The organism is Streptomyces sp. Y2F8-2, from assembly GCF_014905555.1.
In the GTDB taxonomy this organism is placed as follows: Bacteria; Actinomycetota; Actinomycetes; order Streptomycetales; family Streptomycetaceae; genus Streptomyces; species Streptomyces cynarae.
The window spans coordinates 299462-322827 of the sequence record NZ_BNGS01000009.1 but is presented as its reverse complement, the minus strand read 5'-3'; the positions used below and the strand labels follow the sequence as shown (position 1 = coordinate 322827).

Sequence of the window (23366 nt, the reverse complement as noted above, 5' to 3'; positions counted from 1 at the left end):
GAGGCCGTCGCTGCCCTGCGCCACGCCTGTCGCGCCTGCTCACCTCCGCTTTCGAGGCCGCTTCGCCGTGCGCGGAAAACGGGCCGCGGACCCGGCTCGATGCGGGCCTTGGACGCCTTGACAACGGTTCAGGGCGGCCCGCAGACTGGCGTTGCGCTAATCGCAATCCGTTTCGCTATACGCACCGAGGTGTCATGATGATTCCCGCGTGCCGTCTCGCGGATCTGCCGCGAGGCGAGGCCCACCGGCTCGACATCGACCCGCCGGTCTCGGTGTTCCACACCGATGACGGCGAGCTCTTCGCCATCGACGACACCTGCACCCACCAGGACGCCTCGCTCGCCGACGGCTGGCTGGAGGGCTGCGAGGTGGAATGCCCGCTGCACGCCTCCAAGTTCGACCTGAGGACCGGAGCGGTGGACGCCCCGCCGGCCAAGCTGCCGGTGCGGACCCACGAGGTCCTGGTCGAGGACGGCATGATCTACGTCCAGCTGTCGACCGAGGCCCCCAACCTGCCGCCCTGCATCGCCTCCCGCCTGGCCGGAGGCCCCGCGTGAGGACCGTCGCCGTGGTGGGCGCCTCGCTGGCCGGACTGTCGGCCGCGCGCTCGCTGCGGAAACGGGGGTACGACGGTCGGCTGGTCGTCATCGGCGACGAGCCCCACCGCCCGTACGACAGGCCGCCGCTGTCCAAGGAGTTCCTCGCCGGCACCCTCGGCGAAGCGGATCTCGCGCTGGAGAGGGACGACGAGGACCTGCAGGCGGAATGGGTGCTCGGCACCCGCGCCACCGGGCTCGACCGCACCGAGCGGGCGATCCGGCTCGCCGACGGCCGGGAGATCCGTGCCGACGGCGTGGTCATCGCGACCGGTGCGGCCGCGCGCACGCTGCCCGGCACCGAGGGCCTCGCCGGCGTCCATGTGCTGCGCACCCTGGACGACGCCCGCGCCCTGCGCGACGACCTGGCCCGCGGCGGACGGCTGGTGGTGATCGGCGGCGGATTCATCGGCGCCGAGGTCGCGTCCACCGCCTACGCCCTCGGCCTCGACGTCACGGTCGTCGAGGCGGCGCCGACGCCACTGGCGGGACCGCTCGGCGAGGTGATGGGCGGCATCGTCTCCGCCCTCCACACCGACCACGGCGTACGGCTCCTGTGCGGGGTGGGGGTCAAAGGGCTGAGCGGGGGCGAGCGGAGCGAGATGGGGGTCCCTCCGGACGGAGTCCGGGCCAGGGTGGACGCCGTGCTGCTCGAGGACGGCCGCAGCATCCCCGCCGACACCGTCGTCGTGGGTGTGGGCGCGCGTCCTTGCGTCGAGTGGCTCGAGGGATCCGGCGTCGAACTCGACAACGGCGTGAAGTGCGGGGCCGACGGCCGCACCAGCCTCGCCGGAGTCGTCGCCGTCGGCGACTGCGCCAACTGGTACGACCCGCACACCGGAATCCACCGGCGAGTGGAGCACTGGACGGGCGCACTGGAGCGGCCCGACGCGGCGGTGGCCACGCTGCTCGCGTACGGCGCGACGCAGCCGGGCGTGCCGCGGCCGCCGTACTTCTGGTCCGACCAGTACGGCGTGAAGATCCAGTTCGTCGGCCATGCCGCCGGTGCCGACAGTGTGACGGTCGAGGAAGGCGCTCCCGACGAGCGGAGTTTCCTGGCCGTCTACCGCAGGGCCGGTACGCCGGTCGCCGTGCTCGGGATGAACCAGCCGAGACTGTTCACCCGGTGGCGCAAGCAGTTCACCGCGGCCAGGTCTTGACACCGCTGATGCGGCCTCTCATGCTGCGTTGCATATGACACGCAGCGTTGCTTCATACACAACGCCGCCCGAAGTCGCTCTTCCCGGCGCGTGCCCTACCCTTCCACGACGTTTCCCGAGGAGTGCAGCGTGACCTCGACAAGCCTGCCGGACAGCCTGATCGCCACCCTCCCCGGCTCCTCCTACACGGACCCCGGCATCTTCGCCCAGGAACAGGAGCGCATCTTCGAGACGATGTGGTTCTGCGTCGCCCGGGCGTCCGACCTGCCCAAGCCCGGCGCCTTCCGCACCGTCGACGTGGGCCGCGAGAGCATCCTCGTCACCCGGGCCCGGGACAACTCCATACGCGCCTACTTCAACGTCTGCCGGCACCGTGGCGCCAAGCTCTGCACGGAGGAGACCGGCGAGGTCAAGCGCGCCTTCCAGTGCCCGTACCACGCGTGGACCTACGACCTGAACGGCAAGCTCGTCGCGGCGCCCAACCTCACGAAGATGCCCGACGTCGGCCGCACCGAGTACGGCCTGGTGAGCGTGGCCGTTCGCGAATGGCTCGGCTACGTCTGGGTGTGCCTCGCGGAGAACCCGCCCTCCTTCGAGGAGGACGTCATCGGCGAGGTGATCACCCGCCTCGGTGACGTCGAGTCGATCGAGCGCTACGACATCGACAACCTGGCGGTGGGCAAGCGGATCGTCTACGACGTCAAGGCGAACTGGAAGCTCATCATCGAGAACTTCATGGAGTGCTACCACTGCGCCACGATCCACCCGGAGCTGACCGAGGTGCTCCCTGAGTTCGCGGACGGTTACGCGGCCCAGTACTACGTCGGCCACGGCGCCGAGTTCGGCGAGGAGATCCAGGGCTTCACCGTCGACGGCTCCGAGGGCCTGGACCGTATCCCCGGGGTCTCCGAGGAGCAGGACCGCCGCTACTACGCGATCACCGTCAAGCCGCAGGTCTTCATCAACCTGGTGCCCGACCACGTGATCTTCCACCGCATGTACCCGGTGGCGGTCGACCGCACGATCGTCGAGTGCGACTGGCTCTATCTGCCGGGCGTGGTGGAGAGCGGCAAGGACGTCAGCCGGTCCGTGGAGCTCTTCGACCGCGTCAACCGCCAGGACTTCGACGCCTGTGAGCGCACGCAGCCCGGTATGAGCTCCCGGCTGTACGCCAAGGGCGGCGTGCTCGTGCCGAGTGAGCACCACATCGGCGCCTTCCACGACTGGGTGCACGAGCGCCTCGGCACCCGGCAGCCGGAGTAGTCCCGGCGAGGCGGGGGGCCCGCGGCCGGCGCGCCCGCGCGAGCACGCTCAGCCGAGGTACCCCATGCGGTGGCTGATCTCCTCGGCGCCCTTGAGGAGCACCGGAGCGAGCTCGTGCATGCGCTCCTCGGTGAACCGGTACGAGGGCCCGGAGGCGCTGATCGACGCGATGACCTGGCCTTCGCGGTCACGGATCGGCGCCGCCATCGCGTGCAGTCCGATCTCCAGCTCCTCCAGCGTCCAGGCGTAGCCCCGCTCACGGGCCTCCGCGAGGTGCTTCTCCAGCTTCGTCTTCGCGGTGATCGTGTGGGGAGTCACCTTCTTCAGCCCCGCCTCCGCCAGCAGTGCGGCGCGCTCCTTGGCGGGCAGGTGGGCCAGCAGGATCTTGCCGCTCGAGGTGGCGTGCAGCGGGGTCAGCTCCCCGACCCAGTTGTGCGCGGCGACGGCTGCGGGACCACGCACCTGGTACAGGTTGATCGCGTAGTGCTCCTGCATGACGGCGATGTTGACCGTCTCGCCGATCTCCTCCGCGAGGCGCTCGCACACCGGACGGCCCTGCTGGGTGAGGTCGAGGCGCCCCGTGACCGCGCCCGCCAGGCGTACGATGCCGAAGCCGAGCCGGTACTTGCCGCGCTCGCCCGACTGCTCCACCAGACCGCGCGACTCAAGGGCGCCGAGCAGCCGGAACGCGGTGGACTTGTGGACATCGATCTCGGCGGCCACCTCGCTGACGCCCGCCTCGCCGCGTTGGGCCAGGATCTCGAGCACACTGATGGCGCGGTCGACGGACTGCACTCCGCCGGCCTGTGAACCGTTCGTTTCGGTATCCGGACTCAAGTTGCCCATGGTGAAACTATACGCGCAGTAAACAACGACCATGCAAGTAACCTCCGGGAAACGAAGACGCTGCAAGTTGCGCGTGCCGCAACCTAGTGCGTATAGCGATACCCGTACTAGCATGCCCCGCGTATCGACGGCGCGAGCGAGCGAGACGAGGCACCATGGCTCCCCTGCATTACGACTTCGTCATCGTCGGCGGTGGATCAGCCGGCAGCGCACTGGCGAACCGGCTCTCGGCCGACCCCGGAAACCGGGTGCTCGTGCTGGAGGCGGGCCGCTCCGACTACCCCTGGGACGTGTTCATCCACATGCCCGCGGCGCTGACCTACCCGATAGGCAGCCGCTTCTACGACTGGAAGTACGAGTCCGAGCCCGAACCCCACATGGGCGGCCGGCGCATCTACCACGCCCGCGGCAAGGTGCTGGGCGGCTCCAGCAGCATCAACGGCATGATCTTCCAGCGCGGCAACCCGATGGACTACGAGCGCTGGGCCGCCGACTCCGGCATGGAGACCTGGGACTACGCGCACTGTCTGCCGTACTTCCGGCGGATGGAGAACTGTCTCGCGGCCAACCCCGACGATGAGTTCCGCGGTCACGACGGCCCCCTCGTCCTCGAGCGCGGGCCGGCGACCAACCCGCTGTTCACCGCCTTCCTCAAGGCCACCCAGGAGGCGGGCTACGCCCCCACGGACGACGTCAACGGCTATCGGCAGGAGGGCTTCGCCAAGTTCGACCGCAATGTCCACCGCGGGCGTCGGCTGTCGGCCTCGAAGGCGTACCTCAAGCCGGCGATGAAGCGGCCGAACCTCACGGTGAGGACCCGCGCCTTCGTCACCCGGGTCCTCTTCGAGGGCGAGCGCGCCGTCGGTGTCGAGTACCGGCACGGCCGTGGCGCGCCCCAGCAGGTCAGGGCCGGTGAGGTCATCCTGTGCGGCGGTGCCATCAACTCCCCGCAGCTGCTCCAGCTCTCCGGCGTCGGCAACGCCGCCGAGCTGTCCGCCCTCGGCATCGACGTCGTCCACGACCTGCCGGGTGTCGGCGAGAACATGCAGGACCACCTGGAGGTGTACGTCCAGTACGCCTGCAAGCAGCCCGTCTCCATGCAGCCGTACATGGCGAAGTGGCGCGCCCCCTTCATCGGGCTGCAGTGGCTGTTCCGCAAGGGCCCGGCGGCCACCAACCACTTCGAGGCCGGCGGTTTCGCCCGCAGCAACGAGGACGTCGAGTACCCCAACCTGATGTTCCACTTCCTGCCCGTCGCGGTCCGCTACGACGGGTCCTCACCGGCCGGCGGCCACGGCTACCAGGTGCACGTCGGGCCCATGTACTCCGACGCCATCGGCTCCGTGAAGATCAAGAGCAAGGACCCGCGCGAGCACCCCGCCCTGCGCTTCAACTACCTGTCCACCGAGCAGGACCGCCGCGAGTGGGTCGAGGCCATCCGCGTCGCCCGCCAGATCCTCAACCAGCCCGCGCTCGCCCCCTACAACGGCGGCGAGATCTCGCCGGGACCCTCCGTCGAGACCGACGAGGAGATCCTCGCCTGGGTCGCCAAGGAGGGCGAGACCGCCCTGCACCCCTCGTGCACCTGCAAGATGGGCACCGACGACATGTCCGTCGTCGACCCGCTGAGCATGAAGGTGCACGGCCTGGAGGGGCTGCGCGTGGTGGACGCGTCGGTGATGCCGTACGTCACCAACGGCAACATCTACGCCCCGGTGATGATGATCGCCGAGAAGGCGGCCGACCTCATCCTCGGCAGGGAGCCGCTGCCACCCTCCAAGGCTGCCTACTACCGGCACCGCGACGCCCAGAAGCAGGCCGGGTAGGCCTTGGGCGCCGAGGCCCTGCGGGCGCTGCTCGACCGCGTCCGCTACGAGGTGCTGCCGGCGAAGGCGACCGAGGAGAAGGTCCTCGCCCATGTCCCGCGCGACGTCGTGGTCACGGTCACGGCGTCGCCGGTCAAGGGCCTGGAGCCGACCCTCGCCCTCACCGAGCGGCTCACCGCGCACCGCTTCCGCGTCGTCCCGCACGTGCCCGCGCGGCTGCTGCGGGACGACACGCACCTGAAGGACGTCGCCGAGCGGCTGCGTGCGGCGGGTGTCGACGACGTGTTCGTGCCGGCGGGCGACGCCGATCCGCCGGCCGGGCCGTACGACGGGGCCCTGCCGGTGCTGCGCAGGCTCGGCGAGCTGGGCAGGCCCTTCGCGCACATCGGGATCACCGGCTACCCGGAGAGCCATCCGCTCATCCACGACGACATCACCATCCAGGCGATGTGGGACAAGCGCGCGCACGCCACGTACATCGTCAGCAACCTGTGCTTCGACCCGCGCGTGCTCGGCGACTGGATCGACCGGATAAGGCGCCGGGACGTCGCGCTGCCCGTGTACGTGGGGGTCGCCGGGCCGGTGCAGCGGGCGAAGCTGCTGTCCATGGCGACGAAGATCGGGGTGGGGGAGTCGACGCGCTTCCTGAGCCGGCACCCGTCGTGGTTCCTGCGGTTCGCGACGCCGGGCGGGTACGCGCCGGAGAGACTGCTCACGCGCGCGGCGGAGACGCTCACGGCGCCCTCGGCGGGCGTGACGGGCCTGCATCTGTTCACCTTCAACCAGATCGCGGAGACCGAGCGCTGGCGCCGCGCACTGCTCGAAAGGCTCGGCTGAGCCCGGACAGCCGTATACGTCGGACAGCCGTATACATCGGACAGTCGTAACAACAGCCGCGTACGAACATCGGGCGGGGCCGGAACCCCGGTGGTTCCGGCCCCGCCCGATCGGCAGGGGTGCCTCAGCGGAAGACCACCGTGCGGCTGCCGTCCACCATCACGCGGCTCTCGGTGTGCCACTTCACCGCGCGGGCCAGGACCTGGGCCTCGACGTCGCGGCCGACCGTGACGAGTTCGTCAGGGTCGAGGGAGTGGTCCACCCGGACCACGTCCTGCTCGATGATCTGGCCCTCGTCCAGGTCCGGCGTCACATAGTGGGCCGTCGCGCCGACCAGCTTCACGCCGCGCTCGTACGCCTGCTGGTAGGGCTTCGCGCCCTTGAAGCTCGGCAGGAAGGAGTGGTGGATGTTGATGGCACGGCCCTCCAGCTCCTTGCACAGGTCGTCGGAGAGCACCTGCATGTAGCGGGCCAGGACCACGAGGTCGACGTCCAGTTCCCGCACCAGCTCCAGCAGCCGCGCCTCGGCCTCGGGCTTGGTCTCCTTGGTCACCGGGATGTGGTGGAAGGGGATGCCGTAGGTCTCCGCCAGGGCCTCGAAGTCCCGGTGGTTGGAGACGATGGCGGGGATCTCGATGTTGAGGGCGCCGGTGCGGCGGCGGAAGAGCAGGTCGTTGAGGCAGTGACCGAACTTCGAGACCATGATCAGCGTCCGCGTCGGCGTCGCGGCGTCCTGGAGGGTCCAGGAGATGCCGTGGGCCTCCGCGACGGGGCCGAAGCGGTAACGCAGATGTTCCAGGGTGATGTCCGGATCGGACACATTGAAGTGGACCCTCATGAAGAAGCGGTCCTGAAGGCGGTCGTCGAACTGCTGGCTCTGCAGGATGTTGCCCGAGTTCCTGACCAGGAAGCCACTCACGGCATGGACCAGTCCGGCTCTGTCCGGGCAGGAGAAGGTGAGGACGTACTCGTCGCCGGGTTGCGGTCGAGGGGACATGCGCAGGCCTCCGTCTGATGCGTAATGCACAACGCGATGAGCAATACGCAACATAGTTGGGGCGAAGGCGGTCGGCGGTCAAGACGGGGGACGTTCCGCCCTTGTGAAAACGGCGGGACCTCTTGACGTACGTCGGCCCTTCGGTCAGGGTTCCCCCACAAGCAATTCGATGCGCGATGCGCAACGAATCGGTCGAAGGGCTCCGCGCGTGGCAGACCTGTATGTGGACGGAGAATGGCGCGAGGCGGTGGCCGGAGGTCACCGGGAGATCCGCTGTCCCGCCGACGGCACGCCGGTCGCGACCGTGTCCGAGGGGACACGCGCCGACACCGAGGCCGCGATCGCCGCGGCCCGGCGCGCCTTCGACGCAGGCCCCTGGCCGCGCACCCCCGAGCGCGAGCGCGGCGCCCTGCTGCTCCGCACCGCCGACATCCTCGAGCGCGACGCCAAGGAGTTCGCCCGCGCGGAGTCGCTCGACACCGGCAAGCGCCTGGTCGAGAGCGAGTACGACATCGCCGACGTCGTCTCCTGCTTCCGCTACTACGGCGGCATCGCCGGCACCGGCGCCGGCCGGGTGGTCGACACCGGCCGCGACGACGCCCTCAGCCGGGTCACCTACGAACCCGTCGGCGTCTGCGGACTGATCACCCCCTGGAACTACCCCCTGCTCCAGGCGTCCTGGAAGGTCGCCCCGGCGCTTCTCGCGGGCAACACCATCGTGCTCAAGCCCAGCGAGCTCACGCCCTCCACCTCGATCCTGCTGATGAAGGCGCTCGAGGAGGCCGGGCTCCCGGCCGGCGCGGCCAACCTCGTCCTGGGTGCCGGAGCGGAGGCCGGCGCGCCCCTGTCGGAGCACCCGGACGTCGACATGGTGTCCTTCACCGGGGGCCTTGAGACCGGGCGGCGCATCATGGCCGCTGCCGCCGCGACGGTGAAGAAGGTCGCCCTGGAACTCGGCGGCAAGAACCCCAACGTGGTCTTCGCCGACGCCGACTTCGACACGGCGGTCGACTTCGCGCTCACCGCCGTCTTCCTGCACTCCGGCCAGGTCTGCTCGGCCGGCGCCCGCCTGATCGTCGAGGACTCCCTGCACGACGCCTTCGTCGACGAGATCGTGCGCCGCGCCCGGCTCATCCGGCTCGGCGGCCCGTTCGACCCCCAGGCCGAGACCGGGGCGCTGATCTCCGCACAGCACCGGGAGAAGGTCGAGGCGTACGTCGCCGCAGGGCTCGCCGAGGGTGCCGTACTGCGCTGCGGCGGCGAGCGCCCCGACGACCCCGCGCTGGCGGGCGGCTTCTACTATCCGCCCACCGTCCTCGACGAGTGCCGGCAGGACATGCGGGTGGTGCACGAGGAGTCCTTCGGCCCCGTGCTCACCGTCGAGCGCTTCCGTGACGAGGACGACGCCGTCCGCATCGCCAACGACACGGAGTACGGACTCGCCGGCGCCGTCTGGACGCAGGACGCCGGCAAGGCCCAGCGGGTCGCTCGCCGGCTGCGCCACGGCACGGTCTGGATCAACGACTACCACCCCTACGTGCCGCAAGCGGAATGGGGTGGCTTCGGGCACTCGGGCGTCGGCCGGGAGCTGGGACCGACCGGACTCGACGAATACCGAGAGCCAAAGCACGTCTGGCAGAACATCCAACCCCGGCCGCAGCACTGGTTCCGCGGCTGAACGCCGAAAAGAGGTCGATCGTGACCCCCACACAGACCGAGGTGTCGCAGCGGCGCGGCACGTCCCAGGACCCCCAGGACCGGACTCCGGTCATCTCCGTGCGCCGGCTGTGGAAGGTGTTCGGGCCGAAGGCCGACCAGGTGCCGGACTCCGAGGAACTGTGCGGGCTGACCCGCCGCGAGCTCATGGACCGCACCGGGTGCACCGCCGCCGTCCGCGACGTGAACTTCGACGTGTCGCCCGGCGAGGTCTTCGTCGTCATGGGCCTGTCCGGCTCCGGCAAGTCCACCCTGGTGCGATGTCTGACCCGGCTGATCGAACCCACCGCCGGGGAGGTGGTCTTCGAGGGCGAGGACATCCGCGGCGCCGACGCCAAGCGGCTGCGGGACATGCGGCGCAGCAAGTTCTCCATGGTCTTCCAGCACTTCGGCCTGCTGCCGCACCGCAGGGTCGTCGACAACGTGGCGTTCGGCCTGGAGATCCGGGGCATGGGCAAGGCCGAGCGGACCAGGCGCGCTCTGGAGGTCGTGGAGCTGGTGGGCCTGGCCGGATACGAGAACTCCTATCCCGACCAGCTCTCCGGCGGCATGCAGCAGCGCGTCGGCCTCGCCCGTGCCCTCGCGGGCGACCCCGACGTCCTCTTCTTCGACGAGCCGTTCTCCGCCCTCGACCCGCTGATCCGCCGCGACATGCAGAGCGAGGTCATCCGCCTGCACCACGAGGTCGGCAAGACCATGGTGTTCATCACCCACGACCTCTCCGAGGCCCTGAAGCTGGGCGACCGCATCCTGATCATGCGCGACGGCAGGATGGTCCAGTGCGGCACCGGCGACGAACTCGTCGGCGCCCCCGCCGACGACTACGTACGGGACTTCGTCAAGGACGTGCCGCGCGGCGACGTCCTCACCCTGCGCTGGATCATGCGCCCCGCGCAGCCCGACGACGCACTCGACGGCCCGGAGCTGGGCCCGGACGTCGTGGTGCGGGAAGCCACCCGGGCGGTGCTGGCGGCCGAGAAGCCGGTCAAGGTGGTCGAGGGCGGCAAGCTGCTCGGCATCGTCGGCGACGAGGAGATCCTCTCCGTCGTCGCCGGGCAGGAAGGCGGTGCGTGATGGCCGTCGCCGCCGACGCGGCCGCGCCGGTCGCGACCGTACGCAGGAAGGTCAGCCGTCCCACGGTGGTGGCGGCGATCCTGATCGTCTGGGTGGTGCTGTTCGCCGTGCTGCGCGGCCGGCAGACGCTGTCCCTCGCCGCGGCCGATCTCACTGATCTGCACCGCTGGTTGAACGACGTCAACGACAGCATCGGCGCCAACCGCAACTCCAACCCGCTCTTCCTGTACTTCTTCAACGAGATCCGCCTGGTCATCGACAACCTGGTGACCTTCGTCCAGTCCCTGATCTCGCAGCCGACCGGCGGCCGCCCGGTCCCGCAGATCGGCTGGCTCGGCGTCGTCGGCCTCACCGGCTACGTCTCCTGGGCCGTGGGCAACTGGCGGGTCGCCCTGCTGGCCGTGGCCGGTTTCACGTTCTTCGGGTTGCAGGGGCTGTGGCAGGAGAGCATGGACACGCTGGCGCTCACCCTGTCGGCGGTCATCGTGGCGCTGGTCATCGGCATCCCGCTGGGCGTGTGGGCCGGTCTCTCCGACCGGTTCAACCGGATCATGACGCCCTTCCTGGACTTCATGCAGACGATGCCGACCTTCGTCTACCTCGCCCCGCTGACCCTGATCTTCCTCATCGGCGGGGCGTCCGCCGTGATCACCACGGTGATCTACGCGGCACCGCCCGCCATCCGCATCACCGCGCACGCCATCCGCTCCGTGCCCGAGACCACCGTCGAGGCGGCGGACTCGCTCGGCACGACGCGGTCGCAGCAACTGCTCAAAGTGCTGCTGCCGATGTCCAAGCGCACCGTGGTCATGGGCGTCAACCAGACCATCATGGCCGCCCTGGCCATGGTGACCATCGCCGCCCTGATCGACGCGCCCGGGCTCGGCAAGACCGTCGTCCAGGCCCTGCAGTCGCTCGACGTCGGGACCGCCTTCAACGCCGGCCTCGCCATCGTCGTCATGGCCATCGTCCTGGACCGGGTCACCACGGCCGCTGCCGCACGCACCGAGGCGGCCCGCCGCACGGGCGGCCGGTTCCTCAAGTGGCGCCGGCCGCTGCTGGTGGCCGGCGGGATCACGGCCGCGGTCCTGGTCCATCTGTCCCACACCTACGTCTGGGCGGCCGAGTTCCCCGGCAACGGCAGCACCGGCAGTCACATCGCGAGCGCGGCCGACACCACGACCACCTGGCTGCAGGACCATCTCTCGGGCCTGACCAACGCACTTCGGGACATCATCACCAACGGCCTGCTCAACCCGTTCCAGGCGCTGCTGACCGACTCCCCGTGGTGGCTCGTCGGCGTCACCCTGGTCGCGCTCGGCGCGGTGCTCGGCGGCTGGCGCGCCGGAGTGACGGCCGCCGTGTGCGTCGGGCTGCTCGTCGGCACGGGCCTGTGGTCGGACAGCATGACGACCCTCGCCTCGACCGCCGTGGCCACGGTGCTGGTCATGCTGCTCGGTGTCGCCTTCGGCGTGTGGATGGGACGCAGCCTGCTCGTGGACCGGCTGGTGCGGCCCACCCTGGACGCCGCACAGGTGATGCCGCCGTTCGTCTATCTCGTGCCGTTCCTTGCCCTCTTCGGCGCCACCCGCTTCACCGCGATCGTCGCGGCCGTCGTGTACGCGGCGCCCGTCGCCATCAAGATCATCGCGGACGGTGTGCGGAGCGTGTCCGAGTCCACGGTGGAGGCGGCCACCTCGGCCGGGTGCAACACCTGGCAGATCATCACCAAGGTTCAGCTGCCGATGGCACGCAGCGCCCTGACTCTCGCGACCAACCAGGGGCTGATCTACGTGCTGTCGATGGTTGTGGTGGGCGGCCTGGTAGGGGCCGGCGCCCTCGGCTACGACGTCGTGGCCGGATTCTCGCAGGGAGAGCTGTACGGCAAGGGGCTGGCGGCGGGGCTCGCCATCGTACTGCTCGGAGTCATGTTCGACCGGATCACTCAGGCTGCGGCGCGACGCACCAGGGCATAAGGAGCACGACACCATGGCAAGACACTGGCGAGCCGGCGCGGCCGGCCTGGCCGTCCTCGGCCTCACCCTCACGGCGTGCGCAGGGGCGAAGGTCGGCGACAGCTCCTCCGCGGGCTCGAAGTCCTCCGGCGGCAAGTGCGGCACGTTCAACCTGGCCGTCAACCCGTGGGTGGGCTACGAGGCGGACGCGGCGGTCGTCGCGTACGTCGCGCAGCACGACCTCGGCTGTACGGTCCACAAGAAGGACCTGAAGGAGGAGATCGCCTGGCAGGGCTTCGGGACCGGCGAGGTCGACGCCGTCCTGGAGAACTGGGGCCACGACGACCTGAAGAAGAAGTACATCACCGAGCAGAAGACGGCCGTCGATGCCGGGCAGACGGGCAACAAGGGCGTCATCGGCTGGTTCGTGCCGCCGTGGCTGGCCAAGGCCCACCCGGACATCACCGACTGGAAGAACCTCAACAAGTACGCCGACAAGTTCAAGACCTCCGAGTCGGGCGGCAAGGGCCAGCTGCTCGACGGCGACCCGTCCTACGTCACCAACGACGCGGCGCTGGTGAAGAACCTGAACCTGAACTTCAAGGTGGTGTACGCGGGCAGCGAGACCGCGCTCATCCAGGCGTTCCGGACCGCCGAGAAGAACAAGCAGTGGATGATCGGCTACTTCTACGAGCCGCAGTGGTTCATGTCCGAGGTGCCGCTGGTCAAGGTCAACCTGCCGGCGTACAAGACGGGCTGTGACGCCGACGCGGCCAAGGTGGCGTGCGACTATCCCGTCTACAACCTGGACAAGATCGTCAGCGCGAGCTTCGCGAAGTCCGCCGGCCCCGCGTACAACCTGGTGAAGAACTTCAACTGGACCAACGACGACCAGAACACCGTGGCCAAGTACATCGCGGTGGACAAGATGTCGGACGACGCGGCGGCCAAGAAGTGGGTCGACGCCAACCGCGACAAGGTCGAGGCCTGGCTGAAGTAGCCGAGCCCGGACGAGCAGGTCGAACACGCCCGGCGGGCGGTGCGTTCAGGTGCGCACCGCCCGCCGGGCATTGCCGTGTTTCGGGCTGTTTTCCGACGTCACGCACCCCTTGACACCCCTCCTCGGCGACAGGCACATTGAGTTGCGCAGCCTGAATCGAGTTGCGCAGACAGCAACTGAACCGGTTTCAAGTTCGGAGGTTGGGCGATGGCGGGACCCCGAGTGGTCATCATCGGAGCGGGCGTCGTGGGAGCGGCCCTCGCCGACGAGATCTCCGCACGCGGCTGGACCGAGGTGACCGTGGTCGACCAGGGCCCCCTCCCGGCCACCGGGGGATCCTCCTCGCACGCCCCGGGCCTCGTCTTCCAGACGAACCCCTCCAAGACCATGACGGAGCTGGCCCGCTACACGGTCGAGAAGTTCTGCTCCCTGGACGTCGACGGCAAGCCCTGCTTCCTCCAGGTCGGCGGCCTGGAAGTGGCGACGACGCCCGAGCGCCTCGCCGAACTCCACCGCCGTCACGGCTGGATCACCGCCTGGGGAATCGAGGCGCGCCTGCTGACCGCCGACGAGTGCGTGGAGCAGCACCCGCTGGTCGACCGCGACAAGGTCCTCGGCGGTCTCCTGGTCCCCACCGACGGCCTCGCCAAGGCCGTCCTCGCCGTCGAGGCGCAGATCCGCCGGGCCACCGAACGCGGCGTCCGCTTCCTCGCCCGCCACGAAGTCCTCGACGTGCGGCAGAGCGAGGGCCGGGTGACCGGCGTGCTGACCGACCAGGGTGAGATCCCCGCCGACATCGTCGTGTGCTGCGCCGGCATCTGGGGCCCGAAGATCGCCCGCATGGTCGGGATGAACCTGCCGCTCACCCCGCTCGCCCACCAGCTCGCCTGGACCGGCCCGATTCCCGCCCTCGCCGGCCAGACCGAGGAAGCGGTCCGCCCGATCCTGCGCCACCAGGACGCCGACCTCTACTACCGCGACCGCTTCGACGGCATCGGCATCGGTTACTACGGCCACCGCCCCATGCCCGTCTCCGCCGACGACATCCTCTCCGTGGACCAGGCCGAGCAGATGCCCTCGGTCCTGAAGTTCACCGAGGAGGACTTCGAGGACGCCTGGACCGAGACCCGGTCCCTGCTCCCCGCGACCCGCGAGGCCAAGGTCGAGGAGGGCATCAACGGCCTGTTCTCCTTCACCACCGACGGCTACCCGCTCCTCGGCGAGTCCCAGGACGTCAAGGGCTTCTGGGTCGCCGAGGCCGTGTGGGTCACCCACTCCGCGGGCGTCGGCCGGGCCGTCGCCGAATGGCTGGTCGACGGTTACTGCTCCTCCTTCGACCTGCACGAGTGCGACGTCAACCGCTTCGAGCCGCACCAGCTCTCCCCGGAGTACGTCCTGGCCCGGGACTGCCAGAACTTCGTCGAGGTCTACGACATCCTCCACCCCCTCCAGCCTTCGGGTGAGCCGCGCCCGATCCGCACCAGCCCCTTCTACGCCCGCCAGCGGGAACACGGCGCGTTCTTCCTGGAGGCGAACGGCTGGGAGCGCCCTCAGTGGTACGAGTCCAACGCGCATCTGGTCGAAGGCCGCTCCATCCCGACGCCCAACGACTGGGCCGCGCGGTACTGGTCGCCCATCGTCGGCGCCGAGGCCCAGGTCACCCGAGAGACCGTCGCCCTGTACGACATGACGGCCCTCAAGCGCCTGGAGGTGAGCGGCCCGGGTGCCGCCGACTTCCTGGAGGGCCTCGTCACCGGCAAGGTCGCCAAGTCCGTCGGCTCGGTGACGTACACCCTGCTGTTGGACCACGACGGCGGCATCCGCAGCGACATCACCGTCGCCCGCCTGGCCCGCGACCTCTTCCAGGTCGGTGCCAACGGCAACCTGGACCTCGACTGGTTCACCCGCCACCTCCCCGCCGACGGCACGGTCCAGGTCCGCGACATCACCGCCGGCACCTGCTGCATCGGCCTGTGGGGCCCGCTGGCGCGCAAGGTGCTCCAGCCCCTCACCGACGAGGACTTCTCGGCCGACGGCCTGAAGTACTTCCGCGCCAAGCGCGCCCACATCGGCTCCGTCCCCGTCACCGCCATGCGCCTGAGTTACGTCGGCGAGCTGGGCTGGGAGCTGTACACCACCGCCGACCTGGGCCAGAAGCTGTGGGACACCCTGTGGGCGGCGGCGGAACCCCTGGGTGGCATCGTCGCCGGCCGCGGCGCCTTCAACAGCCTGCGCCTGGAGAAGGGCTACCGCTCCTTCGGCACCGACATGACCTACGAGCACGACCCCTACGAGGCCGGCGTCGGCTTCGCCGTCAAGCTCGACAAGGGCGACTTCATCGGCAAGGCCGCTCTGGAGCGCCGCAAGGCGGACGTACGGCGGAAGCTGACCTGTCTCACCATCGACGACCCGCAGTCGGTCGTCATGGGCAAGGAGCCGGTGTACGACGGCGACCGCGCCGTCGGCTACGTCACCAGCGCCGCCTACGGCTACACGATCGGCAAGGGCATCGCCTACGCCTGGCTGCCTGCCGAGCTCGCCACCCCCGGCACCACGGTCCACATCGGCTACTTCGACCGGCGCGTCGAGGCGGTCGTCGCCGAGGAGCCCCTGTTCGACCCGACCATGTCCCGGCTTCGTGGCTGACCGTGGGGAAGAGGTATCGCCGGTGACCGCACAACTGCTCGACGGCAAGGCGACCGCAGCCGCCATCCGTCGCGAACTCGCCGAACGAGTGGCCAAGTCGACCGCCGCGACCGGCCGCCCGCCGGGTCTCGGCACCGTCCTGGTCGGTGACGACCCGGGCAGCCACGCCTATGTCGCAGGGAAGCACCGTGACTGCGCGCAGATCAAAGTCGCCTCCCTCCGCCGCGAGCTGCCCGCCGACGCGACCCAGCAGCAGGTCGAGGACGTCATCGACGAACTCAACGCCGACCCGGCCTGCACCGGCTACATCGTCCAACTCCCGCTGCCGCGCCACCTGGACGCGAACGCCGTACTGGAACGCATGGACCCCGCCAAGGACGCCGACGGACTGCACCCCGTCAACCTCGGCCGGCTCGTCCTCGGTGTCGACGCCCCCCTGCCCTGCACCCCGCGCGGCATCGTCGAACTGCTCCGCCGGTACGAGGTGCCGCTCGCCGGAGCGCGCGTGTGCGTGATCGGGCGGGGCATCACGGTGGGACGGCCGATCGGGCTCCTGCTCACCCGCAGGTCCGAGAACGCCACCGTGACCCTGTGCCACACCGGAACCAAGGGCCTGGCCTGGCACGTACGCGAGGCGGACATCGTCGTCGCCGCGGCCGGCTCGCCCGGACTGATCACCAAGGACATGCTGCGCCCCGGCGCGGCCGTCCTGGACGTCGGCATCACCCGCACCGAGCACGGGCTCGTCGGCGACGTCCACCCGGAGGCCGCCCAGGTCGCCGGGTGGCTGGCGCCGATGCCCGGGGGAGTGGGACCCATGACCCGGGCGATGCTGCTCGCCAACGTCGTCGAGGCCGCCGAGAGGAACGCGAACACCGTATGAACGTGCTGAACACCCCGCTGGCGGAGCTGGACCCCGAGGTCCACGCCGCCCTCGGCGCCGAGCTGCACCGACAGCAGTCCACCCTCGAGATGATCGCCTCCGAGAACTTCGCGCCCTCCGCCGTCATGGAGGCCCAGGGCTCGGTCGCGACCAACAAGTACGCGGAAGGCTACCCGGGCCGCCGCTACTACGGCGGCTGCGAACACGTCGACGTCACCGAACGCCTGGCCATCGAGCGCGTCAAGTCCCTGTTCGGCGCCGGCTTCGCCAACGTCCAGCCCCACTCGGGCGCGCAGGCGAACACGGCGGTCTTCTTCGCCCTCCTCCAGCCGGGCGACACCATCCTCGGTCTCGACCTCGCGCACGGCGGTCACCTCACCCACGGCATGCGCATCAACTACAGCGGCAAGATGCTCAATGTCGTGCCGTACCACGTCTCCGCGGCGGACAACCTCGTCGACATGGACGAGGTGGAGCGGCTCGCCAAGGAACACCGCCCCAAGATGATCATCGCGGGCTGGTCGGCGTACCCGAGGCAGCTGGACTTCGCGGCCTTCCGCCGCATCGCCGACGAGGTCGGTGCCCTCCTCATGGTCGACATGGCGCACTTCGCGGGCCTGGTCGCCGCCGGACTTCACCCGAGTCCCGTCCCGCACGCGCACGTGGTCACCACCACCACGCACAAGACGCTCGGCGGTCCCCGCGGCGGGGTGATCCTGACCAACGACGCCGACCTCGCCAAGAAGATCAACTCGGCGGTGTTCCCCGGCATGCAGGGCGGCCCCCTGGAGCACGTCATCGCCGCGAAGGCGGTCTCCTTCAAGGTCGCCGCGTCGCCCGAGTTCGCCGAACGCCAGGCCCGCACCCTGGCCGGCGCCCGCATCCTCGCCGAACGCCTCACCCGGCCCGACGCGGCAGCGGCCGGGGTGAAGGTGCTGACGGGCGGCACGGACGTCCACCTCGTCCTGGTCGACCTGCGTGAGTCCGAACTCGACGGCCGGCGCGCCGAGGACCTGCTGCACGAGATCGGCATCACCGTCAACCGCAACGCCGTCCCCTTCGACCCGCGCCCGCCCATGGTCACCTCCGGCCTGCGCATCGGCACCCCGGCGCTCGCCACCCGCGGCTTCACCGAGGAGGACTTCACGGAGGTCGCCGACGTCATCGCGCTCGCCCTCCAGCCCGAGCCGGACGTGGCCGCGCTGCGCGCCCGCACAGCGGCCCTGGCCGCCGAGCACCCGCTCTACCCGCACCTTTCCGGTCCTTCAGGAGACGTCCGATGAGCCCCCGCACCCCCGGCGCCGACCTCCCCGACCACCCCGACTGGCTGTGGCGCACCCCCGAGCCCAGGCGGTCGTACGACGTGGTGATCGTGGGCGGCGGCGGACACGGCCTGGCCACCGCCCACTACCTGGCGAAGAACCACGGCATCACCAACGTCGCGGTCCTGGAGAAGGGCTGGCTCGCGGGCGGCAACATGGCCCGCAACACCACGATCATCCGCTCCAACTACCTGTGGGACGAGAGCGCCGGCATCTACGAGCACGCCCTCAAACTCTGGGAAGGACTGGAGGAGGAGCTCGACTACCCGATCCTCTTCTCCCAGCGCGGCGTGCTGAACCTCGCGCACAGCCTGCAGGACGTCCGCGACAGCGTGCGCCGCGTCGAGGCCAACCGGCTCAACGGCGTCGACGCCGAGTGGCTCGACGCGCAGGCGGTGAAAGAGGTCTGTCCGATCGTCAACACCTCACCCGACGTGCGCTACCCCGTCCTCGGCGGCACCTACCAGCCGCGCGCCGGCATCGCCAAGCACGACTACGTGGCCTGGGGCTTCGCCCGCTCCGCGGACGCGGCCGGCATCGACATCATCCAGAACTGCGAGGTCACCGGCCTCGACGTGGTCGGCGGCCGGGTGGTCGGCGTGCAGACCACGCTCGGCCCGATCGCGGCGGGCAAGGTGGCCCTGTGCTCCGCCGGTCACACCTCGGTCCTCGCCGCCATGGCCGGCATCGAACTCCCGCTCCAGAGCCACCCGTTGCAGGCCCTGGTCTCCGAACTCCTGGAACCGGTGCACCCCACGGTGGTCATGTCCAACGCCGTCCACGTGTACGTGAGCCAGGCCCACAAGGGCGAGCTGGTGATGGGCGCCGGCATCGACGCGTACAACTCCTACACCCAGCGCGGCGCGTTCCACATCATCGAGGAGCAGATGTCCGCCGCCCTGGAACTCTTCCCGGTCTTCGCCCGGGCCCACGTGCTGCGCACCTGGGGCGGCATCGTCGACGTCAGCCCGGACGCCTCGCCCATCGTCGGCCTCACCCCGGTCGACAACCTTTACCTCAACTGCGGCTGGGGAACGGGCGGCTTCAAAGCCACCCCGGGAGTCGGCTCGGTCTACGCCCACACCATCGCCCACGACACGCCCCACCCCCTGAACGCCCCCTTCTCGCTCGACCGTTTCACCACCGGCGCGCTCGTCGACGAGCACGGCGCGGCCGCGGTGGCCCACTAGGGAGCCGAACCATGCTGCTCATTTCCTGCCCGTGGTGCGGGCCCCGCGACGAGGCCGAGTTCCACTACGGTGGCCAGGCCCACGTGCCCTACCCCGAGGACCCGGCGGCCCTCACCGACGAGGAGTGGGCGCGCTACCTGTTCTTCCGCGCCAACCCGAAGGGGCCGTTCGCCGAGCGGTGGAGCCATGCGGCGGGCTGCCGCAAGTGGTTCAACGCGGTACGGGACACGGCGACGAACGAGATCCTGGCGGTGTACCGGGTGGGGGAGGACCGCCCGGAAGCGAGTGGGCTGCGCCCGGCCGCGACGGGGCCGCGCCCGGCTGCTGCACCGCCGCGTCCGGCCACCGTCGAGCCACGTTCGGCACCAGCAGCCCGTCCGGCGTTTGAGGACGAGCCCGTTCAGGGCGACGGGGGTCTGGGGGCAGAGCCCCCAGTCGGGGTCCAGGGGGCGGCCCCCCTGCCACGCGGCGGCAGCCGCATATCGGATACGGCGGGAAGGGGCGGGGTGGGGGAGGAAAACCAGCCGTTCCGCCTCCCCACCGGCGGCCGCGTAGACCGAAGCGCTCCCCTGACCTTCGTCTTCGACGGCACCGAATACCAGGGCCACCGCGGCGACACCCTCGCCTCCGCCCTCCTCGCCAACGGCGTCATCGCGGCAGCGACCAGCATCAAACTCGGCCGCCCCCGCGGCATCTTCTCGGCCGGCGTCGAGGAACCCAACGCGGTCGTCCAGATCGAGGCCCCCTTCCCCGAGCCCATGCTCCCCGCCACGACCGTCGAGCTCTACGACGGCCTCGTCGCGAGCAGCCTCCCCGGCCAGGGCCGCCTCGCCACCGAACCCGACCCCGCCCGCTACGACGCCGTACACGCCCACTGCGACCTGCTGGTCGTCGGCGCGGGCCCCGCCGGCCTCGCCGCCGCAGCGGCGGCGGCGAACAGCGGCGCCCGCGTCATCCTCGCCGACGACCAGCCCGATCTCGGCGGCAGCCTGCTCGGCACCGGCGAACACCTCGACTGGGTGCAGGCGACGCGCGCTCGACTCGAGGCCGCTCCCGAGGTGCGCGTCCTGCGCCGCACCACCGTCTTCGGCCACTACGACGACAACCACCTCCTCGCCGTCGAGCGCCGCACGAACCACCTCGGCGCCCAGGCCCCGGACCATGTCTCCCGCGAGCGAGTCTGGCGCATCCGTGCCCGCCGCGTGGTCCTCGCGACCGGCGCCCACGAGCGTTCGCTGGCGTTCGGCGACAACGACCGCCCCGGCGTGATGCTGGCCGCCTCGGCCCGGACGTACCTCCACAAGTACGCCGTTCTGCCCGGCCGCCACGCGGTCGTGTTCACCACCAACGACAGCGCCTACGCCGCCGCGCTCGACCTGGCGGCGGCGGGAGTGGGCATCGCGGCGATCGTCGACACCCGGCCCGAGCCGGGGGAGTGGGCCGAGCGTGCCCGCTCCGCCGGGATCGAGGTGCTGGCCGGACACGCGGTCACCGGCACCGAGGGCGGGGCCCGCCTCACCGCCGTGACGGTCGCCCCGTACGGGGAGTCCGCCGGACAGCGGGAGTTCGCCGTCGACCTGCTCCTGGTCTCCGGCGGCTGGAACCCGGTGGCGCACCTGTTCAGCCAGGCGGGCGGCAAGCTCCGCCACGACGAGGCACTCGGCACGTTCGTCCCCGACAGCTGCCGTCAGGCGGTGGAGGTCGCGGGCAGCGCGAACGGGGCCTTCGACCTCGCCGCGGCTCTGGCGCAGGGCGCGGCGGCCGGCACCCGCGCGGTCGAGGCGGAGGGCTACCCCGCCGAGGCGCCGACCCTCCCGGCCGTGGCCGCCCGGCCGCACACCCCGCCCATGCAGGTCTTCACCATCCCCACCTCCACCGGCGCCCCCCGATTCGTCGACCTCCAACGCGACGTGACCGTCGATGACTTGGCGCGCGCCACGGGTGCGGGCCTGCGCTCGGTGGAGCACACCAAGCGCTACACCACGGCCGGCACCGGGGGCGACCAGGGCAGGACGGCCGGCGTCCTGGCGAGCGGCGTCGTCGCCGAACTCCTCGGTGTGGACCTCTCGGCGCTCGGCCTGCCCACGTTCCGGCCGCCGTTCACCCCCGTCTCCTTCGCCACCCTCGCCGGCCGCGACCGCGGTCCGCTGCACGACCCGATCCGCACCACCGCTCTGCACGCCTGGCATGTGGAGCACGGCGCGCTCTTCGAGAACGTCGGCCAGTGGAAGCGGCCCTGGTACTACCCGCAGGACGGCGAGGACATGGAGACCGCCGTACTGCGCGAGTGCCGCGCCGCCCGCGAGGGTGTGGCCTTCATGGACGCCTCCACCCTCGGCAAGATCGACGTGCAGGGCCCGGACGCCGCGCTCTTCCTCGACCGGCTCTACACCAACATGATGAGCACCCTGAAGGTCGGCATGATCCGCTACGGCGTGATGTGCCGCCTGGACGGCATGGTCTTCGACGACGGCACGGTCATCCGGCTCGCGCAGGACCGCTTCCTGGTCACCACGACCACCGGCAACGCGGCCGCCGTCCTGGACTGGATGGAGGAGTGGCTCCAGACCGAGTGGCCCGAACTGCGCGTCCGCTGCACCTCGGTCACCGAGCAGTGGGCGACCGTGGCCCTCGTCGGCCCCCGCTCCCGCGAGGTCCTGGGTTCGCTCGCGCCCCGACTGGCGGTGAGCAACGACGACTTCCCGTTCATGGCGTGGCGTGAGACGACCGTCGCCGGCATCGACGCCCGCGTGTGCCGGATCAGCTTCTCCGGCGAACTGGCCTACGAGATCAACGTGTCGCCCTGGGACGCCCTCGCCCTGTGGGAGGCGCTGTACGAGACCGGCGGCCCGTACGGCATCACCCCGTACGGCACCGAGACCATGCACGTCCTGCGCGCCGAGAAGGGCTACCCGATCATCGGTCAGGACACCGACGGCACGGTCACGCCGCAGGACCTGGGCATGAGCTGGGCGGTGTCGAAGAAGAAGCCGGACTTCATCGGCAAGCGCTCCTACGCTCGCGCCGACACCGTGCGCCCCGACCGCAAGCACCTCGTCGGCCTCCTCCCCGAGGATCCGGCCGCCTTCCTCCCCGAGGGCACCCACCTGGTCGCCGACAGCGAACTGCCCGCCCCGCCCGTCCCGATGCTCGGTCACGTCACCTCCAGCTACCGCAGCGCGGCGCTCGGCCGGACCTTCGCTCTCGCCCTGATCAAGGGCGGCCGCGACCGCATCGGGGAACGCCTCTACGCGCCGGTCGGCGACCGGCTGGTCCCGGTGACCGTCGCCAGCCCCGTCCTCTACGACCCCGAGGGAGCCCGCCGCGATGGCTGACACCGCCCTGACCGCACGGCAGCGCAGCCCCCTGGCGCACGCCGCCGACCGCCTGGCCGCCGCGACGCGCTCCTCCGGGGGCGCGATCCGCCTGGCCGAACTCCCCTTCCTGGCCCAGGTGAACATCCGCCTCGACGCCAAGAGCCCGGCGGCGGACGCCGTGGGTCTCGCCCTGGGGTTCCAGCTGCCCCTGGAGCCGAACACCGTGGTACGGGCCGGCGACCTGACCGCGGTGTGGCTCGGCCCCGACGAATGGCTGCTGGTGGCCCCGCCCGGAACGCAGCGGGAGCTGGAGGGCCGGATCCGCGCGGCGGCCGGGGACGAACCCGTCTCCGTCACCGATGTCTCCGCCCAGCGCACCACCCTCCTGGTCGCCGGACCCCGCGCCCGCGACCTGCTGTCCCACGGCTGCGCGCTGGACCTGCACCCGCGCTCCTTCGGCCCCGGTCGCTGCGCCCAGACGACGCTGGCGCGCACGCAGGTCGTCCTGGTCGCCCGCGACGAAGCCAGGGCCGGCTTCTGGGTGCTGGTGCGCTCCTCCTTCGCCGGCTACCTGACGGACTGGCTGCTGGACGCGGCCGTGGAATACGGGTGAGCGGCGCGGCAGGGCGGCAAGGGTGACCCGGCGGTGCCAGGCCGTCACGGGCAGGCGGCCTGGCACCGCCGCGGCATGCGTGCGCACCGCCCGGCCGCCCGCCTCTTCGAACCATGAGCACGAGA

At 70.6% G+C, this 23366-nt stretch carries 17 protein-coding genes; 15 read left to right on the top strand and 2 right to left on the bottom strand.

Annotated elements, in window-relative coordinates; genetic code table 11:
• Positions 1–194 precede the first annotated feature (194 nt).
• From SY2F82_RS28890 to SY2F82_RS28880, 3 genes are all read left to right on the top strand, one after another.
• Positions 195–557, top strand: coding sequence for a bifunctional 3-phenylpropionate/cinnamic acid dioxygenase ferredoxin subunit (locus tag SY2F82_RS28890; RefSeq protein WP_200422084.1), 363 nt, complete (start codon positions 195–197; stop codon positions 555–557).
• Positions 554–1756 (top strand): NAD(P)/FAD-dependent oxidoreductase, encoded by a 1203-nt coding sequence (locus SY2F82_RS28885; RefSeq protein WP_200422083.1) that lies wholly within the window; start codon positions 554–556, stop codon positions 1754–1756. Before SY2F82_RS28890 ends, SY2F82_RS28885 begins: the two co-directional genes overlap by 4 nt.
• 129 nt (positions 1757–1885) lie before the next feature.
• Complete coding sequence (locus SY2F82_RS28880) at positions 1886–3019, top strand: aromatic ring-hydroxylating dioxygenase subunit alpha (protein WP_200422082.1); 1134 nt, start codon at positions 1886–1888, stop codon at positions 3017–3019.
• A 48-nt stretch (positions 3020–3067) separates the two neighbouring features.
• Here the strand turns inward: SY2F82_RS28880 and SY2F82_RS28875 are convergent, their stop codons facing one another.
• Entirely contained in the window at positions 3068–3865 is a 798-nt protein-coding gene (locus tag SY2F82_RS28875) for an IclR family transcriptional regulator (RefSeq protein ID WP_236041848.1), read from the bottom strand.
• Between the two features lie 155 nt (positions 3866–4020).
• On the opposite strand from SY2F82_RS28875, the gene betA reads away from it, so the two are divergent.
• The gene (gene betA, locus SY2F82_RS28870) at positions 4021–5691 is read left to right on the top strand and encodes a choline dehydrogenase (protein ID WP_200422081.1); all 1671 of its coding nucleotides are present in this window, start codon (positions 4021–4023) and stop codon (positions 5689–5691) included.
• Positions 5692–5694: 3 nt separating this feature from the next.
• The gene (locus SY2F82_RS28865; protein ID WP_200422080.1) at positions 5695–6528 is read left to right on the top strand and encodes a 5,10-methylenetetrahydrofolate reductase; all 834 of its coding nucleotides are present in this window, start codon (positions 5695–5697) and stop codon (positions 6526–6528) included.
• 124 nt (positions 6529–6652) lie between these two features.
• Here the strand turns inward: SY2F82_RS28865 and purU are convergent, their stop codons facing one another.
• The gene (gene purU, locus SY2F82_RS28860) at positions 6653–7525 is read right to left on the bottom strand and encodes a formyltetrahydrofolate deformylase (RefSeq protein ID WP_200422079.1); all 873 of its coding nucleotides are present in this window, start codon (positions 7523–7525) and stop codon (positions 6653–6655) included.
• A gap of 208 nt (positions 7526–7733) precedes the next feature.
• On the opposite strand from purU, the gene SY2F82_RS28855 reads away from it, so the two are divergent.
• The 10 genes from SY2F82_RS28855 to SY2F82_RS28810 all read left to right on the top strand — a co-directional run bounded on the left by SY2F82_RS28855 (position 7734) and on the right by SY2F82_RS28810 (position 23241).
• Positions 7734–9203: an aldehyde dehydrogenase family protein gene (locus SY2F82_RS28855; RefSeq protein WP_200422078.1), complete on the top strand. Its 1470-nt coding sequence runs from the start codon at positions 7734–7736 to the stop codon at positions 9201–9203.
• Between the two features lie 20 nt (positions 9204–9223).
• Positions 9224–10315 carry a glycine betaine/L-proline ABC transporter ATP-binding protein gene (locus SY2F82_RS28850; protein WP_200422077.1) on the top strand — a complete coding sequence of 364 codons (1092 nt, stop codon included), beginning with the start codon at positions 9224–9226 and terminating at the stop codon, positions 10313–10315.
• Entirely contained in the window at positions 10315–12291 is a 1977-nt protein-coding gene (locus SY2F82_RS28845) for a proline/glycine betaine ABC transporter permease (protein WP_200422076.1), read from the top strand. Before SY2F82_RS28850 ends, SY2F82_RS28845 begins: the two co-directional genes overlap by 1 nt.
• Before the next feature lie 13 nt (positions 12292–12304).
• Positions 12305–13270, top strand: a complete 966-nt coding sequence (locus SY2F82_RS28840) for an ABC transporter substrate-binding protein (RefSeq protein ID WP_200422075.1) — start codon at positions 12305–12307, stop codon at positions 13268–13270.
• A gap of 207 nt (positions 13271–13477) precedes the next feature.
• Positions 13478–15916, top strand: a complete 2439-nt coding sequence (locus SY2F82_RS28835; protein ID WP_200422074.1) for an FAD-dependent oxidoreductase — start codon at positions 13478–13480, stop codon at positions 15914–15916.
• A gap of 22 nt (positions 15917–15938) precedes the next feature.
• Complete coding sequence (locus SY2F82_RS28830; protein WP_200422073.1) at positions 15939–16799, top strand: bifunctional methylenetetrahydrofolate dehydrogenase/methenyltetrahydrofolate cyclohydrolase; 861 nt, start codon at positions 15939–15941, stop codon at positions 16797–16799.
• Positions 16796–18082 carry a serine hydroxymethyltransferase gene (gene glyA / locus SY2F82_RS28825; protein ID WP_200422072.1) on the top strand — a complete coding sequence of 429 codons (1287 nt, stop codon included), beginning with the start codon at positions 16796–16798 and terminating at the stop codon, positions 18080–18082. Before SY2F82_RS28830 ends, glyA begins: the two co-directional genes overlap by 4 nt.
• Entirely contained in the window at positions 18079–19311 is a 1233-nt protein-coding gene (locus tag SY2F82_RS28820; protein ID WP_200422071.1) for a sarcosine oxidase subunit beta family protein, read from the top strand. The genes glyA and SY2F82_RS28820 overlap by 4 nt, the downstream gene beginning before the upstream one ends.
• Positions 19312–19322: 11 nt before the next feature.
• Entirely contained in the window at positions 19323–22646 is a 3324-nt protein-coding gene (locus SY2F82_RS28815) for a sarcosine oxidase subunit delta family protein (RefSeq protein WP_200422070.1), read from the top strand.
• Positions 22639–23241, top strand: coding sequence for a sarcosine oxidase subunit gamma (locus SY2F82_RS28810; protein WP_200422069.1), 603 nt, complete (start codon positions 22639–22641; stop codon positions 23239–23241). The genes SY2F82_RS28815 and SY2F82_RS28810 overlap by 8 nt, the downstream gene beginning before the upstream one ends.
• Positions 23242–23366: the final 125 nt, after the last annotated feature.